This is a genomic window from uncultured Endozoicomonas sp., assembly GCF_947495845.1.
Lineage (GTDB): Bacteria > Pseudomonadota > Gammaproteobacteria > Pseudomonadales > Endozoicomonadaceae > Endozoicomonas.
In genome coordinates this window covers 14,497-33,835 of sequence record NZ_CANMAO010000041.1, presented here as the reverse complement: position 1 = coordinate 33,835, position 19,339 = coordinate 14,497, and the positions used below count along the sequence as shown (strand labels likewise).

General features: G+C 40.9%; 17 protein-coding genes and 1 pseudogene. All 18 read right to left on the bottom strand.

Annotation, left to right across the window (positions count from 1 at the left end; translation table 11 throughout):
* Positions 1 to 76: 76 nt before the first annotated feature.
* Positions 77 to 643: pseudogene (locus Q1B11_RS20480) on the bottom strand (CatB-related O-acetyltransferase); the annotation flags it as partial.
* A gap of 3 nt (positions 644 to 646) precedes the next feature.
* A complete protein-coding gene (locus Q1B11_RS18660) occupies positions 647 to 1,417 on the bottom strand; it encodes a glycosyltransferase family A protein (protein WP_299735231.1) in 771 nt (256 codons plus the stop codon).
* On the bottom strand, positions 1,417 to 2,349 hold the full coding sequence (locus Q1B11_RS18655; RefSeq protein WP_299735229.1) for a hypothetical protein: 933 nt from the start codon (positions 2,347 to 2,349) through the stop codon (positions 1,417 to 1,419). Before Q1B11_RS18655 ends, Q1B11_RS18660 begins: the two co-directional genes overlap by 1 nt.
* 311 nt (positions 2,350 to 2,660) lie before the next feature.
* Positions 2,661 to 3,617 carry a glycosyltransferase gene (locus Q1B11_RS18650; protein ID WP_299735228.1) on the bottom strand — a complete coding sequence of 319 codons (957 nt, stop codon included), beginning with the start codon at positions 3,615 to 3,617 and terminating at the stop codon, positions 2,661 to 2,663.
* A gap of 33 nt (positions 3,618 to 3,650) precedes the next feature.
* On the bottom strand, positions 3,651 to 4,799 hold the full coding sequence (locus Q1B11_RS18645) for a glycosyltransferase (RefSeq protein ID WP_299735225.1): 1,149 nt from the start codon (positions 4,797 to 4,799) through the stop codon (positions 3,651 to 3,653).
* 99 nt (positions 4,800 to 4,898) lie between these two features.
* The gene (locus Q1B11_RS18640) at positions 4,899 to 6,932 is read right to left on the bottom strand and encodes a nucleoside-diphosphate sugar epimerase/dehydratase (protein WP_299735223.1); all 2,034 of its coding nucleotides are present in this window, start codon (positions 6,930 to 6,932) and stop codon (positions 4,899 to 4,901) included.
* Between the two features lie 299 nt (positions 6,933 to 7,231).
* Positions 7,232 to 8,407: a DegT/DnrJ/EryC1/StrS aminotransferase family protein gene (locus Q1B11_RS18635; RefSeq protein ID WP_299735221.1), complete on the bottom strand. Its 1,176-nt coding sequence runs from the start codon at positions 8,405 to 8,407 to the stop codon at positions 7,232 to 7,234.
* Between the two features lie 44 nt (positions 8,408 to 8,451).
* Positions 8,452 to 9,084 carry an acetyltransferase gene (locus Q1B11_RS18630; protein WP_299735219.1) on the bottom strand — a complete coding sequence of 211 codons (633 nt, stop codon included), beginning with the start codon at positions 9,082 to 9,084 and terminating at the stop codon, positions 8,452 to 8,454.
* Entirely contained in the window at positions 9,081 to 9,725 is a 645-nt protein-coding gene (locus Q1B11_RS18625) for a sugar transferase (protein ID WP_299735216.1), read from the bottom strand. The genes Q1B11_RS18630 and Q1B11_RS18625 overlap by 4 nt, the downstream gene beginning before the upstream one ends.
* Positions 9,726 to 9,765: 40 nt before the next feature.
* Entirely contained in the window at positions 9,766 to 10,989 is a 1,224-nt protein-coding gene (locus Q1B11_RS18620; protein WP_299735214.1) for a glycosyltransferase family 4 protein, read from the bottom strand.
* Positions 10,986 to 12,065, bottom strand: coding sequence for a UDP-N-acetylglucosamine 2-epimerase (non-hydrolyzing) (gene wecB, locus Q1B11_RS18615; protein ID WP_299735213.1), 1,080 nt, complete (start codon positions 12,063 to 12,065; stop codon positions 10,986 to 10,988). The genes Q1B11_RS18620 and wecB overlap by 4 nt, the downstream gene beginning before the upstream one ends.
* 3 nt (positions 12,066 to 12,068) lie before the next feature.
* A complete protein-coding gene (locus tag Q1B11_RS18610; RefSeq protein WP_299735211.1) occupies positions 12,069 to 13,172 on the bottom strand; it encodes a glycosyltransferase family 4 protein in 1,104 nt (367 codons plus the stop codon).
* Complete coding sequence (locus tag Q1B11_RS18605) at positions 13,169 to 14,110, bottom strand: D-glucuronyl C5-epimerase family protein (protein ID WP_299735209.1); 942 nt, start codon at positions 14,108 to 14,110, stop codon at positions 13,169 to 13,171. Before Q1B11_RS18605 ends, Q1B11_RS18610 begins: the two co-directional genes overlap by 4 nt.
* Before the next feature lie 185 nt (positions 14,111 to 14,295).
* Positions 14,296 to 15,441 carry an N-acetyl sugar amidotransferase gene (locus tag Q1B11_RS18600; RefSeq protein ID WP_299735207.1) on the bottom strand — a complete coding sequence of 382 codons (1,146 nt, stop codon included), beginning with the start codon at positions 15,439 to 15,441 and terminating at the stop codon, positions 14,296 to 14,298.
* A 7-nt stretch (positions 15,442 to 15,448) separates the two neighbouring features.
* Positions 15,449 to 16,210, bottom strand: coding sequence for an AglZ/HisF2 family acetamidino modification protein (locus tag Q1B11_RS18595; protein ID WP_299735204.1), 762 nt, complete (start codon positions 16,208 to 16,210; stop codon positions 15,449 to 15,451).
* A complete protein-coding gene (gene hisH, locus Q1B11_RS18590; protein WP_299735202.1) occupies positions 16,203 to 16,835 on the bottom strand; it encodes an imidazole glycerol phosphate synthase subunit HisH in 633 nt (210 codons plus the stop codon). Before hisH ends, Q1B11_RS18595 begins: the two co-directional genes overlap by 8 nt.
* A complete protein-coding gene (locus Q1B11_RS18585) occupies positions 16,832 to 17,974 on the bottom strand; it encodes a glycosyltransferase (protein ID WP_299735200.1) in 1,143 nt (380 codons plus the stop codon). The genes hisH and Q1B11_RS18585 overlap by 4 nt, the downstream gene beginning before the upstream one ends.
* Positions 17,967 to 19,319, bottom strand: coding sequence for a hypothetical protein (locus Q1B11_RS18580; protein ID WP_299735198.1), 1,353 nt, complete (start codon positions 19,317 to 19,319; stop codon positions 17,967 to 17,969). The genes Q1B11_RS18585 and Q1B11_RS18580 overlap by 8 nt, the downstream gene beginning before the upstream one ends.
* Between the last annotated feature and the right edge of the window lie 20 nt (positions 19,320 to 19,339).

Here is a 19,339-nt window from a genome sequence, read left to right as displayed (position 1 = left end):
TGTATTTTGACATGTATGCGATGTTATCTACAGACCTTGAGGCCTGTGGTTGTGCGGGGTTTCATGATTTTTCCCTGGCTAACAACTGACTTATCATTTCTTCAGTAAATCTGTAGCCAATAATTTTTGCAGGAACACCCGCAGCAATTGCGTAAGGAGGAATATCCTTCGTGACGATGGAGCCTGCAGCAATAACAGAACCCACTCCAAGGGAGCAGCCGTTGTAAATGATGGCTCGATTACCAACCCAGACATCATGTCCAACCGAAGTCGTATCCATTACCGGCTGATAATCAAGCATACCTTTGGTGCTCTGTCTGGTTATCGAGTTCCGGGAGTACTGGAATGGAGATGTACTCAACCAATGTAGTGGGTGGCCATTTTTCTCAAGCCCAATGATCACTTCCGTAGAAATAGAGCAGAACCGACCAATAGAAACACTGCCGATACAGCTCCCACTTCTCCAATACGAATGGGCTCCTATTGTGAAATCATGACTGTGATTTCCTACCAGGTTTACATGCCCCAGCGCTGAACCCTCTTCAAGAGTGAAGGCGTGTTTTTTGTCGAGAATTTTCCCTGATATTTTGATTCCATTCTTCTTCAGCTCCTTCCGTAGAAGCCAGCGCCTCCAAAACCTCATAGTTTATCCACCCAGTAAAACGCCTGCTGAAAGTCCAACCAGCAAACACAGAAGCTTGATCGCCAACTCTTTCTGCTTACGCTTACGCTTTTTAACTTTCTCTCGAACATCCTCCACATGCTCGCCAAAGCCGGTATGCAGAACTGCATCATTCTCCAAAATGGCTGCATAGTATCCCAACTGAGCATAGTGTCGAGACAGCTCTTTCTCGCTGGGAAAAGAGGAATAGCTCTTGATGGATGTATAATCAGAAACCCGCTTAAGCCCCGGGTTAAACGAAAAGCCTTGCCAGTCCTCTTTTTCAGAGCCCAATGGGTAAAAATACACATCGTCGGCCTGCTTGCGTTCCTTAAGGAAATGGTATGGGCTATGAATGGCAATATCATGATGAAAGCTTCGCAGCCATACCTGAATGATCTTCTCATCGGTGGCCATCACTTTCATTGAGTCTTCGATAAAACCCGGTCGATAAAATGACCAGTCATCCTCACAGTGAAAGATATAGTCTGTTTCAACCTTTGAGTAGGCCAGATCTATGGACTTGATTTGCCCTAGCTTGGGTTTATTGATAATGAGCTGAACCCGGTCACGAATACTTTCAGGTAGAAAATCCCAAACAGATTTATCACCAGAATCTTCGGTAATAATGATCTCTCTCACTGGATACGTATTATGCAAGATAAACGATTCCAGCGTCTGCTTCAAATGCTCAAATCTGCCACAGCTGGTGATCACCAAGGTAACATCGCTGTCTTTACTAAAAAAACTTCCCATTATTTTTTCGACTCCTTACTGATTCTGGTCTGACCATCAATAATGGCAAGGGGAAGAACCAGGCAAATCCATGTGATATTCAGATTATCCAGAATATTTTTTCCATCCAGAAAGAAAAAAGCAGACGATGCAGCCACACCATAAAACCAGGGAGACATCATCTTCCAGTTAGCAAAGAAGGCTCTCAACTGCAAAGCCAATAAGGCAATAAGGCTCAGCGGCCCAAGGTAAATAAGCAACGACGAATAAATACTATGGGGATGTGCAACCGGGTGTCCTCCAGCCAAGGTGGATTTAAAATCGTAGCCATATCCGCAACCTGTCAGCCAGTTACACGCCTGATACTCAGACCAGGAGATTCTGTAAAGCTCTAGCCGATAACTTTCACCTCTTGCCATCAGTACATCAAAAAAATTCATCTGATTAATCAGCACGCCACCTATCACTACAACCACTGCAGCCATAATACCAGCTTTGCCAATATTGCATTTATTCGATACGACTACCAGAATCAAAAATGCACCCGCTCCCAGCAATCCGGCAATACCACTTCTTGTTTGAAATAAGCTTTGTATAACGAGGATCGTCAAAATAACAATGCTTCCTAAAACAGGTTTTAAGCGATCAGGAAGTGCCATAATCCCCGTAACTGTAAAGAACACCAATAACATGCAGACATGGATAGGATTGCCAAAACGAAAGTATTCCCAAAAATTAGGGCGAACAGATAATGGTTGAGCGTTGATCACAAAGTGCACAAACAGCAGGACCAAGCTGAAAGTAATACTTAACCCCATCATCCAGAGGGCAAGTTTGTCGGTATAAATGATTTTTCTTGCGACAAGAGAACTGATCACTGACCAGAAACACATGAGGTAAATAGCGTACTTGATGGCCTTAAGTGGTTCATGCTGGAATGCAAACAGGCTCATCACAGCGATAAAGCCTAAAAACCAGGGTGTTAAAACGCCGAGACGATAATTAGCCCTTTCGCTTGTGGCCAAACTGATCAGGAATGGTAGCAGTACGAGAATATAAAATATATTATTCCCGAATTTGCTGGAAATCGGCACGAAACTGCTCACGAGAGTAAGCAACAAACCCAATGTCATCAGCTTTGTGAAAAAGCTGACGTCCTCTGGAAACTTTACGGGGGAAATGTGTAACACAAGGGGTGTCCAAAACTACAAGGCTTAAGAGATCAAACAGACAGTTAGGGTTATCGTTTGGAATGGAAGGGTTGTCAACTGTATGAGTACCGATGGAAGAATAACACTCTTTTTTTGCAAGGCACTCTCAAAGGAGGAATTAAAGCTTTAGCCAATTGGCTCGCAGTACTTGTGTAGGTATATCTCTGCTCGGCAAGTTGCTGACCATTGGCAGCTATTTTCTGTACTTTTTCGTCATCTTCCCGAAGGTTATGCAGCTTGTTCCTCAACTCATCAAGGGATCGATAAAGTACAATGTTTTCCATATCCTTAAAACCAAGGGCATTGTTCTCCTCTTCCCCTTGATCCCAGGCCAACACAACACAACCGGCCGCCATTGCCTCAAAGTTTTTGATCATATATTCGCCCATACCAATATCCGCACTGACAAAAAACTTTACTCGATTAAGAGTTGCAACATAGTCATCACCAGAATTTGTGCGTGTGATCAGCAAAGGCTCTTCGGTTGAAAGCTTTTCCAGAAACTCTTTCCTTTGGGTGTAGGTTTTATTTTTTATGCTCCCGATAAAACCCAACTCAATATCTCTGGCCTGATGATAGTTTTTAATTACTGCATCGTCATAACATTTGGGAACAAATAAAGCATCAATGCCTTCAGCCTGTAATTTTCGGGAAACGGTAAAACCAGATGACAAAACGCGAACCCATGGGATTTTTTTGTAATGCCGTGAAAATACGCCCTTATATTTGCTCTTGCTGTAATTCTGGTAAGCATCGTGCTCCAAAAAAACAAGATTTGGGATCGCTCTGAGAAAAGCCACCTGACGAATCTCTTTTTTGAAACGCAGAAACAGAACTATACGGTCATACTCATCACATTTTATATACTGTTCAAAGTAGCCTTTCAGATCCGCCTGCTCTTCGGATGACAGGCGCATAATCGTTGCATCATCAAACTGACTGGCAATCTCTTCATAAAAACGATCAAGAATAATGCGCTGCTCATCCTGAACCAGTAACAATAACTTCAATGTTTAAGCTCCACAGAAAAAAAAGGTCAAACCTTAACCAGAAAACGGCTGAACAAAAGGAAGCTGCCAAAAGGCTTCGCGAACGGCTTCATCTGAAAAATGGCTGATCAGCCTTTGCTCCATAGCCTGAGCCGCGACTCGTCTTTCCTCATCCGTGATATTCAATATTTTTTCCATTGCCCTGGCGAGCTCCGCAAAATCACCCAGTTCAAAGGTTATGCCTGTATTGCAAACCACTTCAGAGGCGCCACCTGTATTGCAGGCAGCAATTGGCAGGCCTGCCAACATCGCTTCCAGTAAAACCATTCCAAAAGGTTCATGATCCGATGTGAGAATATAGCCATCAAATGCCTGAAAGTATTTACTCGCCTCTGGCACCACACCCGTAAAACGGGTTTGTTCCTCTATACCTAACGCTTTGGCTTCTGCCTTCAGCGACTCTTCGAGCCGTCCTTTTCCAACAATCACCAACAATGCTTTCGGGTACTTTTTACTGACATCAGCAAACGCTTTAAGCAGCGTTGATTGATCTTTATCGGGATGTAACCGACCTACATTGGCAAAGACAAAGGCATCATCTGGAAGATTTAGTTCACGCCTTGCCTCTTCCCGATCTAACAAACCTGACTTCTGCTGTTGAATATCAATCCTGTTATAGAGCGTAACAATATTTTCTTGCGGAAATTTCGGCAAACAAGAGCGAATATCATCCCTTACCGCATTGGAGACTCCCATCAAGGCAAGGTTCTTTTTCTGCCTTTGGATATAGAACTTTCGCCCCCAACGCTGATAACCACCAAAAGCATGCTGCACACCCATAACAAACAGATTGGCAACATGGGTGGCAATATAAACCGACTTAAACCGGTGAGCTATGCAAAATTCGTAATGTCGTTTGGAACACAGTTCACGTACCTGACGAATTTGTTTTAACTTCAGGCCACGAATATCTTTTGATGTATTTTCCAGAAACACAACGTCATCAGAACCAACAAATTTTGCAACCTGTTCATTCTTCTTCCCGGTCAAAAATACTGTACAAACCTTATATTCCGTTCCTGCAAATAAAGCGGCATATTGACGGGCAACATCATGAAAAGGCATGCCATAGCCATGACAGAGTTGAAGCACCCACTTCTCTTGAACGCTCTTGGGTAAACTCTCCCTGATTTCATCAGGCATATAAATCATACTCCATGGAGCAAACTCGCTTGCTTCAATAAAGGTAAAGCCATTCCGAAAGACATCTGTTCCGCAGTATATCAATACAGAAATGAACGATTAAAGCTCTTCCTCTGTCTCTGGCTGTTTGTACAACCAATCGACCACAGCTGAACTGGGCTGGTAACCATTTACATACTGAAGAAGCAACTCCCTGGTGACTATATAATGGTGCCCATGAAGCGTTTCGTTCATCTCATCCAAAACCCCTTTTAGTTCTTCCCAGGAAAGAAACTCTTCATAGGCTCGGGAAATTTTCGGATGCTCCGTGCCTGTTACCGAATCACCAATCAATAATTCCTCATAAAGCTTTTCACCAGGACGTAAACCGCTGAATGTAATTTCAATATCACCATCAAGGTTTTCATCGCTCTTCACTGAGAGGCCAGAAAGAACGATCATCCGTTTCGCAAGATCAATGATTTTAACCGGTTTACCCATTTCAAGAACAAATACATCGCCGCCGTCCCCCATCGCTCCCGCCTGTATCACCAGCTGGGCAGCTTCAGGAATGCTCATAAAGTAACGGTTAATATCCGGATGGGTGACTGTAACCGGCCCGCCAGCGCGAATCTGTTCTCGGAATACCGGAATCACAGAACCACTGGAGCCCAGAACGTTACCGAAACGCACCATGGTGAAAATGGTTTGATTCTGAATAAGCTGATCAGGCTGAAATTTATAAAATTCCGGGTGATAAAGCCTTAACGATTGCTCTTTGCTCAACGATTGCAACACCATCTCCGCCAATCGCTTAGAAGCGCCCATCACATTGGTCGGACGAACGGCTTTGTCAGTCGAAATTAGAACGAAGTTTTTCACACCGGCAACAATAGCCGCCTGAGCGGTATACAAAGTGCCCAGTACATTATTCCGCAATCCTTGAGAAACATTGTGCTGCACCATGGGTACATGTTTATAGGCCGCCGCATGATAAAGTGTTTCTACACTATAACGCTGCATTACATCCAGCATTCGGCCAGGGTCGTTTATAGAACCGAGCAATGGGATGATACGCACATCCAGATTATTTAGCCGGACAGAGCGTTGCATCTCCTGATCGATGGTGTAAAGGTTAAACTCACTATGCTCAAACAGAATAATCATCTTTGGCTTGCGCAATAAAGCCTGCCGAACCATTTCGGAGCCTATAGAACCACCGGCACCGGTCACCATCACCACCTTATTGGCAATGTGTTTATCAATCAATTCCGGAATGGGTTTAACTTCTTCGCGGCCTAATACATCGGCGATATCAACGGCCTGAATTTCCTGTATCATCAGGCGTCCACTGGCTAGATCACTTAAACCCGGCATGGTTTTTATGGGCAATCCTGACGATTCAAGGTCACGGAGGATTTCTGCCCGTTGGGTTCGGCTCAGTGAAGGAATAGCCAGCAAAATTTCTTCTGCCTCAGTGTCACGAATAACCTGATCTATATTGGAAGCGACATGATAAACCCGCTTCCCCATGATGACGCGACCTTTCAGCTTAACGTTATCATCCATAAATCCGACAGGATGATACTCTCTCGACTTATTAAGGGCTTCAGCCAACTGGACACCTGCCGCACCCGCTCCATAAATAAGGACAGGAATTCCGTAGGCTTTATTAACCTTTTTATGAGAGGTCACCGGCTGTATAGAGAAAATAATTTTAAGCACATCCATCAGTTTGTACCCTCTCAACCACTGCCTTGCACCATAGCGAGTCAAGCTAAGAAACAGGCCTGAGAAGCAACAATATAAAATCGTCACCCCCCTGGGCATACTATCTATACCGAAAAGGTAAAATACCGAGATAAGCGCCAATACAGCAATAACTGTCGCCTTGAGTATGGTCAAAAGCACCTGGTGGCTCATATAACGCAAAACAGCAGAATAGAGCCCAAAGCGGATATAGACGGGTAGCGAAACCACTGGTGCTAACAATAACAATGTGATGAATAATGGCTGATACCGATCGTAAAAATTCTCCCAGCCGAGTCGTACTGAAAACGCAAGAACCAACGCCAGCCAGATGGAAAGCGTATCCACTGCAAGGGTAATCATGTGTTTCTGGTATCTTGGCAGGGAGAGTAATTTATCTCTCATAGAAAGGCTGTCCGTTGATAATTTGTCACCGCTATAAAAGGGAATTTCCTATATTTCCAACACTACACAGAGCAATAAATGAGTGGCAAAACTCCAACCTCCCCATACACCACCCAAGGCCCAGAAACCTCCCCCCGTAGGTCGGTAATTCTGAAATAATTGCCGACAAAGAGAATAGACCTGTGCCCCACTCGCCGGCCCCCTTCCGGTTATTGACCTGCATTTCTGTACAGGGCAACCTTTTGCGGCACATTTAGAGCATTTGAACGAAGGCTGGTAAAAATTAAATGTCTCTTCTATTAAAGAGAAGCTTCTTTCATTATTTTCTGAATACCCTGAACCGTTTTAGAAATCTCATCAGCTGTCAGCGTTGGATGCACCAAAAACATCAAGCTGGTGTCGCCCAATTCCTGTGCAACGACAAGCCTCTCTTTCGGACGAAAATCAGTATTATCAAATGCCTTCTCCAGATAAATCTCGGAGCAGGAGCCCTGATAGCAAGGAACTCCTACTGCATTGATTTCATCAACTATACGATCTCGATCCCAATCATCCTTAAGCATTTCAGGACGTACAAAGACATAATGTTTGTAGCAGGCATGCTCCATATAAGCAGGAAATTCCGGAACACGCAAAGCAGGAATCGTTTTGCAAACTTCAGTAATTGCAGCCGCATTACTTTGCCGCTGTCGTTTCCACTCAGGCATACGTTTTAACTGGATTCTGCCAATCACTGATTGCATTTCTGTGATACGCCAGTTAGTACCAAAGGAATTATGGAGCCAGCGGAAGCCTCGTGGATGGTCTGTGTTATAAACAGCGTCGTAACACTTACCATGATCTTTAAAGGACCACATCTTTTTCCAAAGTACTTCGTCATTGGTGGTGACCATGCCACCTTCGCCACCAGTGGTCATAATCTTATCCTGACAAAACGACCATGCACCGATATGGCCAATACTGCCTACGGGCTTGCCTTTGTATTTTGAGCCATGAGCCTGAGCGCAATCTTCAATTACATAAAGATTTTTCTTGGCGGCTAAATCCATAATCGGGTCCATATCACAAGGCAACCCGGCTAGATGCACGCAGATAATGGCTTTGGTACGCTCCGTTAATACTGCACGAATGGTTTCTGCAGTAATATTCTGTGAGTCACGATCCACATCAGCAAACACAGGTGTAGCACCGGCGTTAACAATACTGCTGGCTGAAGCGAGGAAGGTGCGGGGGGTAACTACCACCTCGTCACCTGGGCCAACGTTTAAAGCATTCAAAGCAAGGTCGAGTGCCAATGTGCCGTTGGCTAGAGCGATGGCGTGGGACGTTTCACAATATTCAGCGAATTCGCATTCAAACTCACGACTTTCGTTGCCGGTCCAATAATTGACTCTATTCGACAGTATTACACGGCTAACAGCATCGGCTTCTTCTTTGGTAAAAAAAGGCCAGGGAGAAAATGGGGTATTAAGCATGGCTAATCTAAGCTTGTAAATTAAAGTGAGTATAAAAAACAGGTTTATGAGATAAGTTTGGCAGGTACACCAACAGCTTTACTATTTGCTGGAACATCAGAAAGGACAACAGCTCCAGCACCAATAACAGATTCAGGCCCCACAGAAATACACTGCAGAACTTTTGCCCCCATGCCAACCCAAGCCTTTTCACCTATGGTGACACCACCGGCTAGCAAAGCACCTGGTGATATATGGCTACCATCCCCTACCAGGCAATCATGATCTATGGATGAAGCTGTATTGATAATACATCCAGAACCAATAGAGGCATTCACATTAATGACCACACCTGCAAAAACCACCGAACCTTCACCTATCTTTGAAAAAGGAGAAATAGTTGCTGATGGGTGAATAATGGCAGGAAATTTCGCGCCGACTTGCTGACCACGAATAATCAACTCTAATCGTAAACTTTCATAGCTGACGCCAACCCCTAAAGCCATTTCTGAATATTCAGAAATAAACGACTCCAGATCAGCAATACGACCTATTGCTGGCCAGTCATTAATTAGAGATAGCTCAGGATACCGATCATCTAAAAAAGCGATAGATGACCAAATACCCATAGCTAAAGCACAATCGGCGACAACTCGGGCATGACCGCCGGCTCCTAAAATGAGTAATTTTTTATTCATTTGGTATTATTTTTTGAATCAAGAATTTCATGATTACTATATGTCTGCTCTTTTGATCCTTCAAAAACAGGCATAGTTGCTTCCTCACCATGAGAGATACCTTCTCGTAGCACAACTTTTTTAAAAGTTAAAAGTAGAATCTTGATATCTAACCAGATTGATTGGTTATCTACATACCAAACATCGAGCTTAAATTTCTCATCCCAGGAGATTGCATTACGCCCATTTATTTGTGCCCAACCGGTAATACCTGGCTTCATTTGATGACGGCGATACTGTTCTTTAGAGTAAAGCGGCAGGTACTGCATCAGTAATGGGCGAGGCCCAACCAGGCTCATCTCACCTTTCAGCACATTCCAAAACTCTGGTAATTCATCAAGGCTTGCCCGGCGCATAAAACTACCAAAAGGGGTAATACGTTCCGCATCAGCTAGTGGCTTTCCATCTGGCCCGTTGGCATCTCTCATAGAACGGAATTTCACCATTTGAAAAGGTTTGCCAATTAACCCAGGGCGCACCTGTCGAAAAAGAACAGGTTTACCCATGGTTTTTGCTACCTTCCAGGCCGTGAATAGCATTAAAGGGCTAAACAACAATAGTGCAAACAGCGCACCAACAATATCAATCAAACGCTTTAGCATTTTCCTACCTAAAAGACAGACTCTATTAAGCCACTTCCAGTCAGTGTTTTATTATCACGTCATCAAGCATGGCAGCCAATCTTGCAGCGAGGACATCAAAGCTATAATGCTGTTCAACATAAACTCTCCCAGCATGCCCCATAGTAGCTCTGTCATCCGAAGACATTTCCGCAAGTGTTACAATTGCTTCAGCAAGGAGTTCAGGATTATCTGGTGGAACTGTAATCCCAGCTTGAGCATCTTCAATGGGATTATTTGATGATAAACACGAGAAAATAATGGGCCGAGCCCCCGCAAGATAATCAAATAGCTTGTTTGAACTAATTCCAAATTTAAACACAGGAGTATCAATCAGATTGAAAACAAATGCGTCAGCCTCTGACGCTAAAGCTGGAATCTGCTTTTTCGGCACAGGACTCTCAAATTCAACATTATTCAATCCAAGCTCTTTAGCCTGTTGCAACAATGCAGGCTTTATGGGGCCATCACCAATAAGCCGAAGCCGGATGTGTTTCGTATAAGATTTTTTTTGTAGCTCAGCCATCGCTTTCAATACATTAGAAAGACCATTTGCCTGACCATGAGCTCCAAAATACATCAGCGTAAACAGAGCCGATTCAACAGGTTTTTCTGGCTCAGGATTCCCCTCAAGCTCCACACCATTTGGAATCCAAACAATCTTATCCTGCGTAATGCCGAACGGAGTAATATAATCACCAGCATTAGGCAATAACACAATAATTCGGTCTGCCCGTTGGTAAAGCCACTTTTCTAAAAGACGTAAAAAACGGGTAATGATACTTTTATCAGATAAACGACCAAGATCAACCAACGTCTGAGGCCAAAGATCACGTACTTCAAAAACAAATGGCACTTTAAATCGCCGGGATAGAATCGCGCCAGCAACGGCTGTAAATGGGTGTACGCTGGAGCCAATAATTGCATCTGGCTTTTCTAGCTCCCGCGTATATTTGGACAGCAGTGAGCGGAAAGCAAAAGTCAACATGTTGATGATTCTGCCAATACCATTACCTTTGTACTGAGGTGTACGTATCCAGCAAAAGCGTACACCTGAACAATCTTCCAGCCGTTTCTGCTCACCATCTAAGAGCCGTTGTCGACCAGTATTCAACTCAACGCTTGCGGCTACGACGGAAGCTTTCCAGCCATATGACATAAGATGACGAGCGAGGCTAAAATGTCGAGTACCTCCTGCTCCACTCGGCTCCTGAGCATAATGATTTAGAATCCAAACATGTTTCACAATAAGGGACTCTCAATCAGGCTCCTGACAATCAACGATGATGCATCGCCTGTGCCATAAGGTTGTATCTCAGAGCCTTTACTACCCAGTGAAGCCAGCATTGCAGAAGCAACATGTTCAGCAGTATCGGGAGAAACAAGATGATTCCATCGAGCTTCAACCAACTCAGTCCACTCCGTTTCGTCACGCAGCGTTACACAAGGAATCCGATGAAAAAAAGCCTCTTTCTGTACGCCACCAGAATCGGTTGCGATCAGATTCGCATTTTGCTCAAGACTCACCATATCGAGATAGCCTACCGGATCAATCAGGCGCACATTTGATGGAAATTGCAGACCAAAGCCAGACAAGCGGGCCCGTGTTCGAGGGTGTAATGGCAACACAATCGTCTTTCCAAAAGCCGCAAAGCCTGAAAGAATGGCGTCAAGGCGTGCAGGGTCATCTGTGTTTTCAGCACGATGGATGGTTGCCAATGTATAAGCTTTGGGCTCTAAATCAAGACGTTCAAGCACACTACTCAAATTCTTTGCTCTCTCTCCGTAATGAAGAGCTACATCGAACATAACATCGCCAACATTTATCACAGATGCTCCGACAATACCCTCATTGGCCAAGTGCGCTACCGCTCTTTGAGTTGGAGCAAATAACAAAGAAACGGCATGATCTGTTAGAACACGGTTAATTTCCTCTGGCATTCTGCGATTAAATGAGCGCAACCCGGCTTCCACATGAGCCACAGGTATATGCAACTTCACAGCAGCCAATGCACCAGCCAGCGTAGAGTCCGTGTCGCCATAGACCAAAACCCAATCCGGACGTTGCTCTAAAAGTACCTTCTCTATCGCTTCAACCATCCTGCCCGTGTTTTGGCCATGACTCCCCCCACCGATGCCCAAATGAAAGTCTGGTTTCGGAATCCCCAGCTCTTCAAAAAACACATCGGACATATTTGCATCGAAGTGTTGCCCGGTGTGCAGAATAGATTCTTGAATGCCATGTGCAGCAAAGGCATGGGAAACCACAGCGGCTTTAATAAATTGTGGCCGCGCACCTAATATTGTAATTACTTTGGTCATTATCTATTTACTCAAAATTTTCTCATAGAACTGCAATAGCTTCTCTTCTTCTATTGACCAGTTGTATTTTTTAAGAATTGCCTTCCGACCGTTTTCACCCATTTTTTTCGCTTCTTCAGGATGATCAACAAGGTAATCAATGGCTGCTGCAATCTGTTCAGGTTTTAGAGGGTCAACTAAAAGCCCACACTGATTACCTTCTATAATTTCACGCCACAAGGGAAAGTCGGAAGCAATGACAGGAATACCAGCACTCATATATTCAAACATCTTGTTTGGTTGAGCATCAACATGGTTAGGTAGAGGATGAAACGTTACAATACCTGCTATTGATCTGGACAAAATATCTCGGACAGCATTTCGATCAACGAAGCCGTATTCGTTAACTTTACCCCATCCTTTACCTTGCTGAACGTCATAGTAAGTTTGAGGCTCACTAAATTTTCCACATAAATTTATTCGTGCATCGGACCTTACTAAATCCATTGCATTACATACTTCAACTATGCCTCTAATATTTGTAATGCCTCCGACATAACAAACCTCAGCCCCTTTTTTCACCCACGTCGTTGAGTCTAATAGTTCATTTATAAGCGGAAAGTTATTGACATCAATAGAGTTAAGGTTGATAGATAAGAATTTGTCTCTTATAAAAGGTGTCGCTGTAATAATCCCATCAAATTTTTTGCAAGCAATCTGCTCATAAAACCTAAATATATTTGAAAGTAGCCACCGACTTACTTCATTTAAATAAGGCTTACCCAATAACTGTTTTGGCACATCCTCATGAGCATCAAAAATAACTTTTTTGTTCACTTTCTTTAGTTCAATCCCGATAGGAATTAGTTCAGGATCATGAAGATGATAAATATCAGCATCAAGTTCAAAGGCCTTATTAAAAATGAGTGAAGGTGCATAACGAATTCTATTTACCCTTCCGGATGATGCTCCAACATCATGGATAGCTACCCCGTGTTTCTCCTCAAAACCGCAGCCGTCGGCAACTACAAGTGACACTTGGTAGTTTTTAACGAGAGAAAGACATTCTTTCAAAAAAATACGTACATCATAACGAGAATGGACAGAGGTTAAATGAACGACTTTCATCTCTGCGCCTTAATCTTCAATCTAAAATAAATCTTATATAACAAAGCAAACATCCTGTACAAAAAAGAATCCGCTCCATTTTTCCATCTACTAACAACAACATCCAAAGATTTCAAATTAAATTTCCGCATAATGTAAGTTAATTGAGAAATCTGTAGATTATGATATTTTGGAGTGCAGGTATTAATTTCATTTTTACTATTTGAAACTTGATACAACGACCAATTTCCAAAGCTCCATCTCTCAATATGATGCAATAATGTTTGTATAAGCTTATCACGCAAGCAACAAATTTCTTCATCATCAGGTTTAAGGTCAGAATATTCAGACAACCCAATCAAAGCATACATAAATCCATTTAAAACATGCTCAGGCTTTTCTACAGGATACTCTTCTAGATACAACCAAGCATCCCCAATATATGATTGAACTCCACCAGAAGTAATATTATTCAAAAAAGGTTCCAATGCTAACCGAGCCTTTTCAATATAACGAGAATCATTTGTCAATGTAAATGCCCTGACTAATACAGAGACAGCTTCACCTTGAGCCATGCAGGATATCCAAGGATTTTTCAATGTTCCCCAGTCAAAATGATATTCATAACGTCCTGATTTATTTTCAAAAAACCAATTGGCCATTTTCAGAAATTCATTTCTTGCAGAAAAATCACCATCAAGGATCCAACGATTGTAGTTCGCCAAACCATAAGCTGCAATCCTAGTAGGATTGTATTGTTCGCCAACACTGATATATTTTTTTATTGGAATACCATCTTTATCCATTGGAGTGTAATAGTTTTTTTTATCCTGAAGCGTAAATTCCAAATCTATAGGATAAAGCCTCTCATCCAAATCACCACAAAAACCGAAAAGATTTGTTCCAAAAAAATAATCTCTCAGATCCTCAATGATTTTTTTATAAAGAATCAATAACACACAACCATTCCTCTTTCAGAACATTTTGAGCATCATCTTGAAAAATAACAAATTCATCACTATTTTTTAAAAGAGCCCAATCACAATCAAACAAAAACCGTCCATTAGATATAAAAACATAAAAATTGAAGATCAGGATTTTTATATTTTCACGAGAATTAAGCCAAGATAAAAACAATAAAACATTAAGAATAGCCCTTGATATTACGACCAATAATTTTGTTTATGAAAGACTTTACTCTCAGCATTATTTTATATCGAGAATCCCAATTTGCATAATCAGAGTATTCATGACCTGGAGAATAGGTTAATTGCCCCAATTCTTCTATTGTAATACCAAGCTTTTTCGCAATAAAGGCTTTATCATCATACAGCTCTGCTTCATCATACAGAGGCTTTTGTAACTCTGCCAACCCTATTTCCCGCGTTAGTTCTCCTGATAATATCTGACTGGATAAATGTGCACGTCTTTTATCTATATTAAACTTCGTAGGCAAATAATAATTCTGATAGAATTTAGTAAATCTTGATTCACCATGCTTACGACCATACTCTTTATAACCAATTGAGTCTTTCAGGAACTCAAGAGCTTGTTGTTTATGATAGGGCATAAAATTCAATGGACGAACAACAGTCATACCTTTAACAAAGGGATAGTAGAAATAATATTTAATAAAACTAATAGTTTTATAATTAACTAACTTTCGTTTACCAAATTTTTTATGAATAGCTTTCAAGTTTATCGAATCCATTGCCCCATGCTGCCATGCTTTCGGAAATACAGATTCAGTAGCAATATTCCCTCCGCTTATCACATATTTAATATTGTTTAATACGGCAAAATGATAGAGGGAAGCAAAAAATGCATGATCTTGAACAACATCTTGGTTAGCAACCCCTGCCTTAAGATAGGCACATTGTAAATCCTTAATTTCTGACCAGTCCATAACATGAGTATGTAAGTCGTAACCGCAATGCTTAACAATTTGTTCAATATTATAAACGGCCAGTTCACTATTCCATCCTGCATCAACATGCACGACCAGAGGTCGAAGCCCATAATCTTTCATTACAAGGGCAAGATATGAGCTATCTACCCCACCTGATAAGCCAATAATGCAATCATATTCATGTTTTTTACCTTTATCTTTTATTTCCGAAAAAATAGTTTCAAGTCTATTTTTACCTTCTTCATTTGGAAACCATCTTTTTCTTGTTATTTCATCAAATTGATGACAATGGTTACATACACCTTGCTCGTCGAAAATAATTTCAGGATCAGTTGTATCCATCACACAACGAGAACAAATTTGATACTTAGCATCTTGCATATAAAGCCTAATTAAATAATTTTTCAAGTTCAGAATATTTTGGATAGGTAATCAGTACTGCTTTATGTTTCCCATAGAATACAAACATATCACCAGCAGCAAGCGCAGAAACAGAGGTTTGTTTTTTCGCATCAGCTAAATCCTGAAGGCATCCGGCACCTCCCAGGCCAACTACAGGAATATCAACAGCACTACCTACCATATTCAGGAGTTCTATGTCATAACCTTTTTCTGTACCCTCTCGATCAATAGAACTCACAATTAACTCACCAGCACCTAAATCCTGCATTTTCTTTGCATAATCTACCGGGCTCATTTTTGTCTTACTTTGACCGTTTTCAACATAGACTTCATAGTTACCAAACAACGTTTTTTTTATATCCATAGATACAACAACGCTCTGACTACCAGAAACGCTAGCAGCTTTTGTAATGAGGGCAGGGTTATAAAAAGCTGAAGTATTAATTACCGCCTTTTCAACACCAAGAGAAAATAATTTTTCTATTTGATGTATTGTGGTTATACCACCACCATAACCAAAAGGCATAAATGCTTCACTGGCAATATCAGCAATCAAGGAAAAATCAGGGCTACGTCTTTGAGGTGTCGCAGAAATATCCAAAAAAATAAGTTCATCTACTTCCTTTTCGTTAAAAATTTTTACTGCATTAATCGGATCACCCACATATTTGTGGTTCTTGAATTTATGCCCCTTGACTAAACCACCTTCTTGCAACAAGAGCACAGGAATAACTCTTGTTCTAAGCATGACTAATTCCTTTTAAAAAGTTCTTGAAAAACTGAATACCGAAGCGATGGCTCTTCTCTGGATGGAACTGTACCCCTAATATATTGCCACGCTGAACAGAGCAGGTAAATTCATAACCGTAGTGTGCAACAGCCAGAATATCTGATTCATTTGCACAATTTACATGATAAGAATGGACGAAGTAAAACCGGGCTTCATCTTCAAGGCCTGAATATAAACTGTCAAAATTAAGAGGCTTTACCAAATTCCATCCCATATGGGGAACCTTTAGCGGCTGGCTTAAATTCAATTTAGAAAAATCGAATTTTGTGACTGCCCCATTGAGCCAGCCTAAACCAGGTAATAGTCCTTCTTCACTTGTGTCAAACAGTAACTGCATCCCTAAGCAGATACCTAAAAAAGGAACTCCTTCATCAATTACTTTTTGCCTTAAAACATAAAGCAAACCAGACTTTTCAAGTTTAGTCATACCATTATCAAAAGAGCCTACACCGGGAAGTATAATAGCGGTTGCCACAGCCAGATCACTGGGCGAAGAACAGAGTCGAGCCTCACCTCCAGCTTTGCGAATCATATTAAGAATTGACGAAGAATTACCCATGCCATAGTTCAAAACAGCAATCATTTTCCACCTAATAAAAAATTGTAATCAACCAGCATCTTTAGCGCCTGATGTTCCCAAGCGTTTTCCAAAGCTGCTAAACGGGCATTATTTTTAAATTTCCTCATATCTGAGCCAACAATCTTATCTATTGCCTGATTAATGGAATCTATCGTCTCATCTTCGATAACCCAGCCAATACGATACTTTTCCACGAATTCTCGCATCTCTTTCATATTAGATACAAGTACTGGCAAACCCGCCATCGCGTATTCAAACAATTTATTGGGCATACAAAAATAGTAACTTAAACATGTATTACTTATTGGACTAATACCTATGTCGGCTGAGGCTGTATAGTTCAATAAATCTTTTGGCTGAACAGCTTTATGAAAAAAGACTGTATTATATTTATCTGCTGTATCTTGAATCAATTTTTCCAAAACACCATATCCCATAAATACAATAATAACTTTGTCATCCGTACGAAGGGAGAAAGTCTCTAAAAGTAAGTCAATACCACGCCCAGGAGCCAACCCACCCTGATATAGGACAATTAATTGATCTTCCCTTAACTCAAACTTATTTCTGAAGTACTGATTATTTTCAACGGTATAGGATTTCGGCGCATTCATTACAACAGTAGGCCTTTGTATCCCGTATTTTTTTTGATACCAGTCAGCGATATTTTCACTTACAACAAATATGTGATCAACTTTATCAATTAAAAATCTTTCGATTATTTTAGCAAGTTTTTTTCTTAACCCATTCAATCCATTCGTTTCTGTTTCAAGTTCGTGAGTATCGTAAATAAGCCTAGCCTTATAGAAAATTTTCAAGAAATAACCCAATGGAAGCAGCCCAAGTGAATGAATATTAATCAAATCTATATTTTTATTCCGGTAATAAAAAAAAACTTTTAGAGAAAACTCAATGTACTTAATAATTTGAGCAAATAAACCTTTGTTTAAAATACGCGTTTTTAGAATCATTCTTTTTAATGAGATTTTTCCACTTAGTTTCTCTGCAATACTAAGCCCACTCCCGTGAAGCGATGCAATATATACATGCTGCATATATTGCAGACTGGAAATACTATCAACCTCTTTTAGAACACGGCTTTCATTTCTAAATTCTGTCAGGCTTATATGTAAATTATTCATACACTTCCTTGAATTTAACGGCATTTAAATACAACCCCATAGAAAACCAAAGAACTGACCATGAAATAAAGGTTCCAACAATGGCAATCAATAAAACAGCCGAAATAAACAGTACACTATAAAGATTTAGAATATTAGATAACAAAAATTTAGGATGCCCATATGAAACAGTTATTGTTTCAAAACGCTCTTTATAAGCAAGAAAAAAATAACCTAATAGCAGAAAAAACCCAACTATACCTGTATGAGTAAGAGATGAACCCACAAAGCTATGAACATAAGTGCCACAACCAGTTGTAAGACAGTCAACCTGCATATTTCCGAACACGGGGGAATATGAGAAATGAAGGATGAAATTATCAAGAAGAGTTAAACGAGAAGTCACTGAAGAAATCTCATGAGATCCAAAACCAGCAAGTCTAGTCATAGCTAAATCGACTCCAATATAGCCTGCTGATACAATAACAAATAAAACCAAAAAAAAGAACAAAATAACAATCAAGGTAAATAAACTCACTGCTATTTTTCCAGAAATAAACCTATAAAATGTCAACTGTCTGATAGCTAAATATCTTTGAATTCTACTAACCTGAAGCAACAGAGAAACTGAGGTTAGGATTAATACTAACCCTGCAAGCAAAACCACTGCTTTATTTGAGCCCATCATTTGGGCAATTACCATAGAAGTCAGAGCATTGATAACAAGCAGAGTAAATACAATAATATTCACTCCCCTAAAAAAAATAGAATTTTTAATCTGCTTCAGTGAATAAAACTGTACATAAAGTGAGATTAAAATCAAATACCCAATTACGAGGAAATCACCAGATCGCTGATAGCCTTCGTTCAAACCTTTGATCAGGAAAATATCTGAGCGCAATTTCGCAGTAAAGTCGAAAAAAATACTTAGCAGTAAAGTGTAAGTAAAACAAGAATATAATAATAAAAAAAATGCGAAGAACTTAAAGTAGTCATATGATCTTAGTGAATATTTTTGATGTTGATCAATTGAAATAGAAACCATAGTTCCTAATAGATAAAATAGAAAAACCCCACCAGTTGTCGCAATAAGATAGGCTTTAATCTCTTCAACTGAACCGGTATCAAAACCTATTCTCACTGTGAAATATGCGAAAAAACAAGCAAGAAGCAAGATTGATCGACGTACTAATATTAACCGTGACAAACCTGCACGCCATAACACCAGCCCCCCGCCCAAGACAAAAAACAGTGCCAAGACTTGTAAATTCAGAGAACCTTCACCTATACCGCGAATATTGACCTTCAAATAAAAGTCTAACAAGGTTAAAGAGCAAAAGCTCAGGCCTAAATAGAGTAACTTCATCCGAACTTTACCTTGAAGGT

Bases quoted from the DNA above. Each gene is read 5' to 3' on its own strand.
- Q1B11_RS18660 (WP_299735231.1), bottom strand. From the start codon at position 1,417: ATGGGAAGTTTTTTTAGTAAAGACAGCGATGTTACCTTGGTGATCACC.
- Q1B11_RS18655 (WP_299735229.1), bottom strand. From the start codon at position 2,349: ATGAGCCTGTTTGCATTCCAGCATGAACCACTTAAGGCCATCAAGTAC.
- Q1B11_RS18645 (WP_299735225.1), bottom strand. From the start codon at position 4,799: ATGCCTGATGAAATCAGGGAGAGTTTACCCAAGAGCGTTCAAGAGAAG.
- Q1B11_RS18640 (WP_299735223.1), bottom strand. From the start codon at position 6,932: ATGAGAGATAAATTACTCTCCCTGCCAAGATACCAGAAACACATGATT.
- Q1B11_RS18635 (WP_299735221.1), bottom strand. From the start codon at position 8,407: ATGCTTAATACCCCATTTTCTCCCTGGCCTTTTTTTACCAAAGAAGAA.
- Q1B11_RS18630 (WP_299735219.1), bottom strand. From the start codon at position 9,084: ATGAATAAAAAATTACTCATTTTAGGAGCCGGCGGTCATGCCCGAGTT.
- Q1B11_RS18625 (WP_299735216.1), bottom strand. From the start codon at position 9,725: ATGCTAAAGCGTTTGATTGATATTGTTGGTGCGCTGTTTGCACTATTG.
- wecB (WP_299735213.1), bottom strand. From the start codon at position 12,065: ATGACCAAAGTAATTACAATATTAGGTGCGCGGCCACAATTTATTAAA.
- Q1B11_RS18610 (WP_299735211.1), bottom strand. From the start codon at position 13,172: ATGAAAGTCGTTCATTTAACCTCTGTCCATTCTCGTTATGATGTACGT.
- Q1B11_RS18600 (WP_299735207.1), bottom strand. From the start codon at position 15,441: ATGCAAGATGCTAAGTATCAAATTTGTTCTCGTTGTGTGATGGATACA.
- Q1B11_RS18595 (WP_299735204.1), bottom strand. From the start codon at position 16,210: ATGCTTAGAACAAGAGTTATTCCTGTGCTCTTGTTGCAAGAAGGTGGT.
- hisH (WP_299735202.1), bottom strand. From the start codon at position 16,835: ATGATTGCTGTTTTGAACTATGGCATGGGTAATTCTTCGTCAATTCTT.
- Q1B11_RS18585 (WP_299735200.1), bottom strand. From the start codon at position 17,974: ATGAATAATTTACATATAAGCCTGACAGAATTTAGAAATGAAAGCCGT.
- Q1B11_RS18580 (WP_299735198.1), bottom strand. From the start codon at position 19,319: ATGAAGTTACTCTATTTAGGCCTGAGCTTTTGCTCTTTAACCTTGTTA.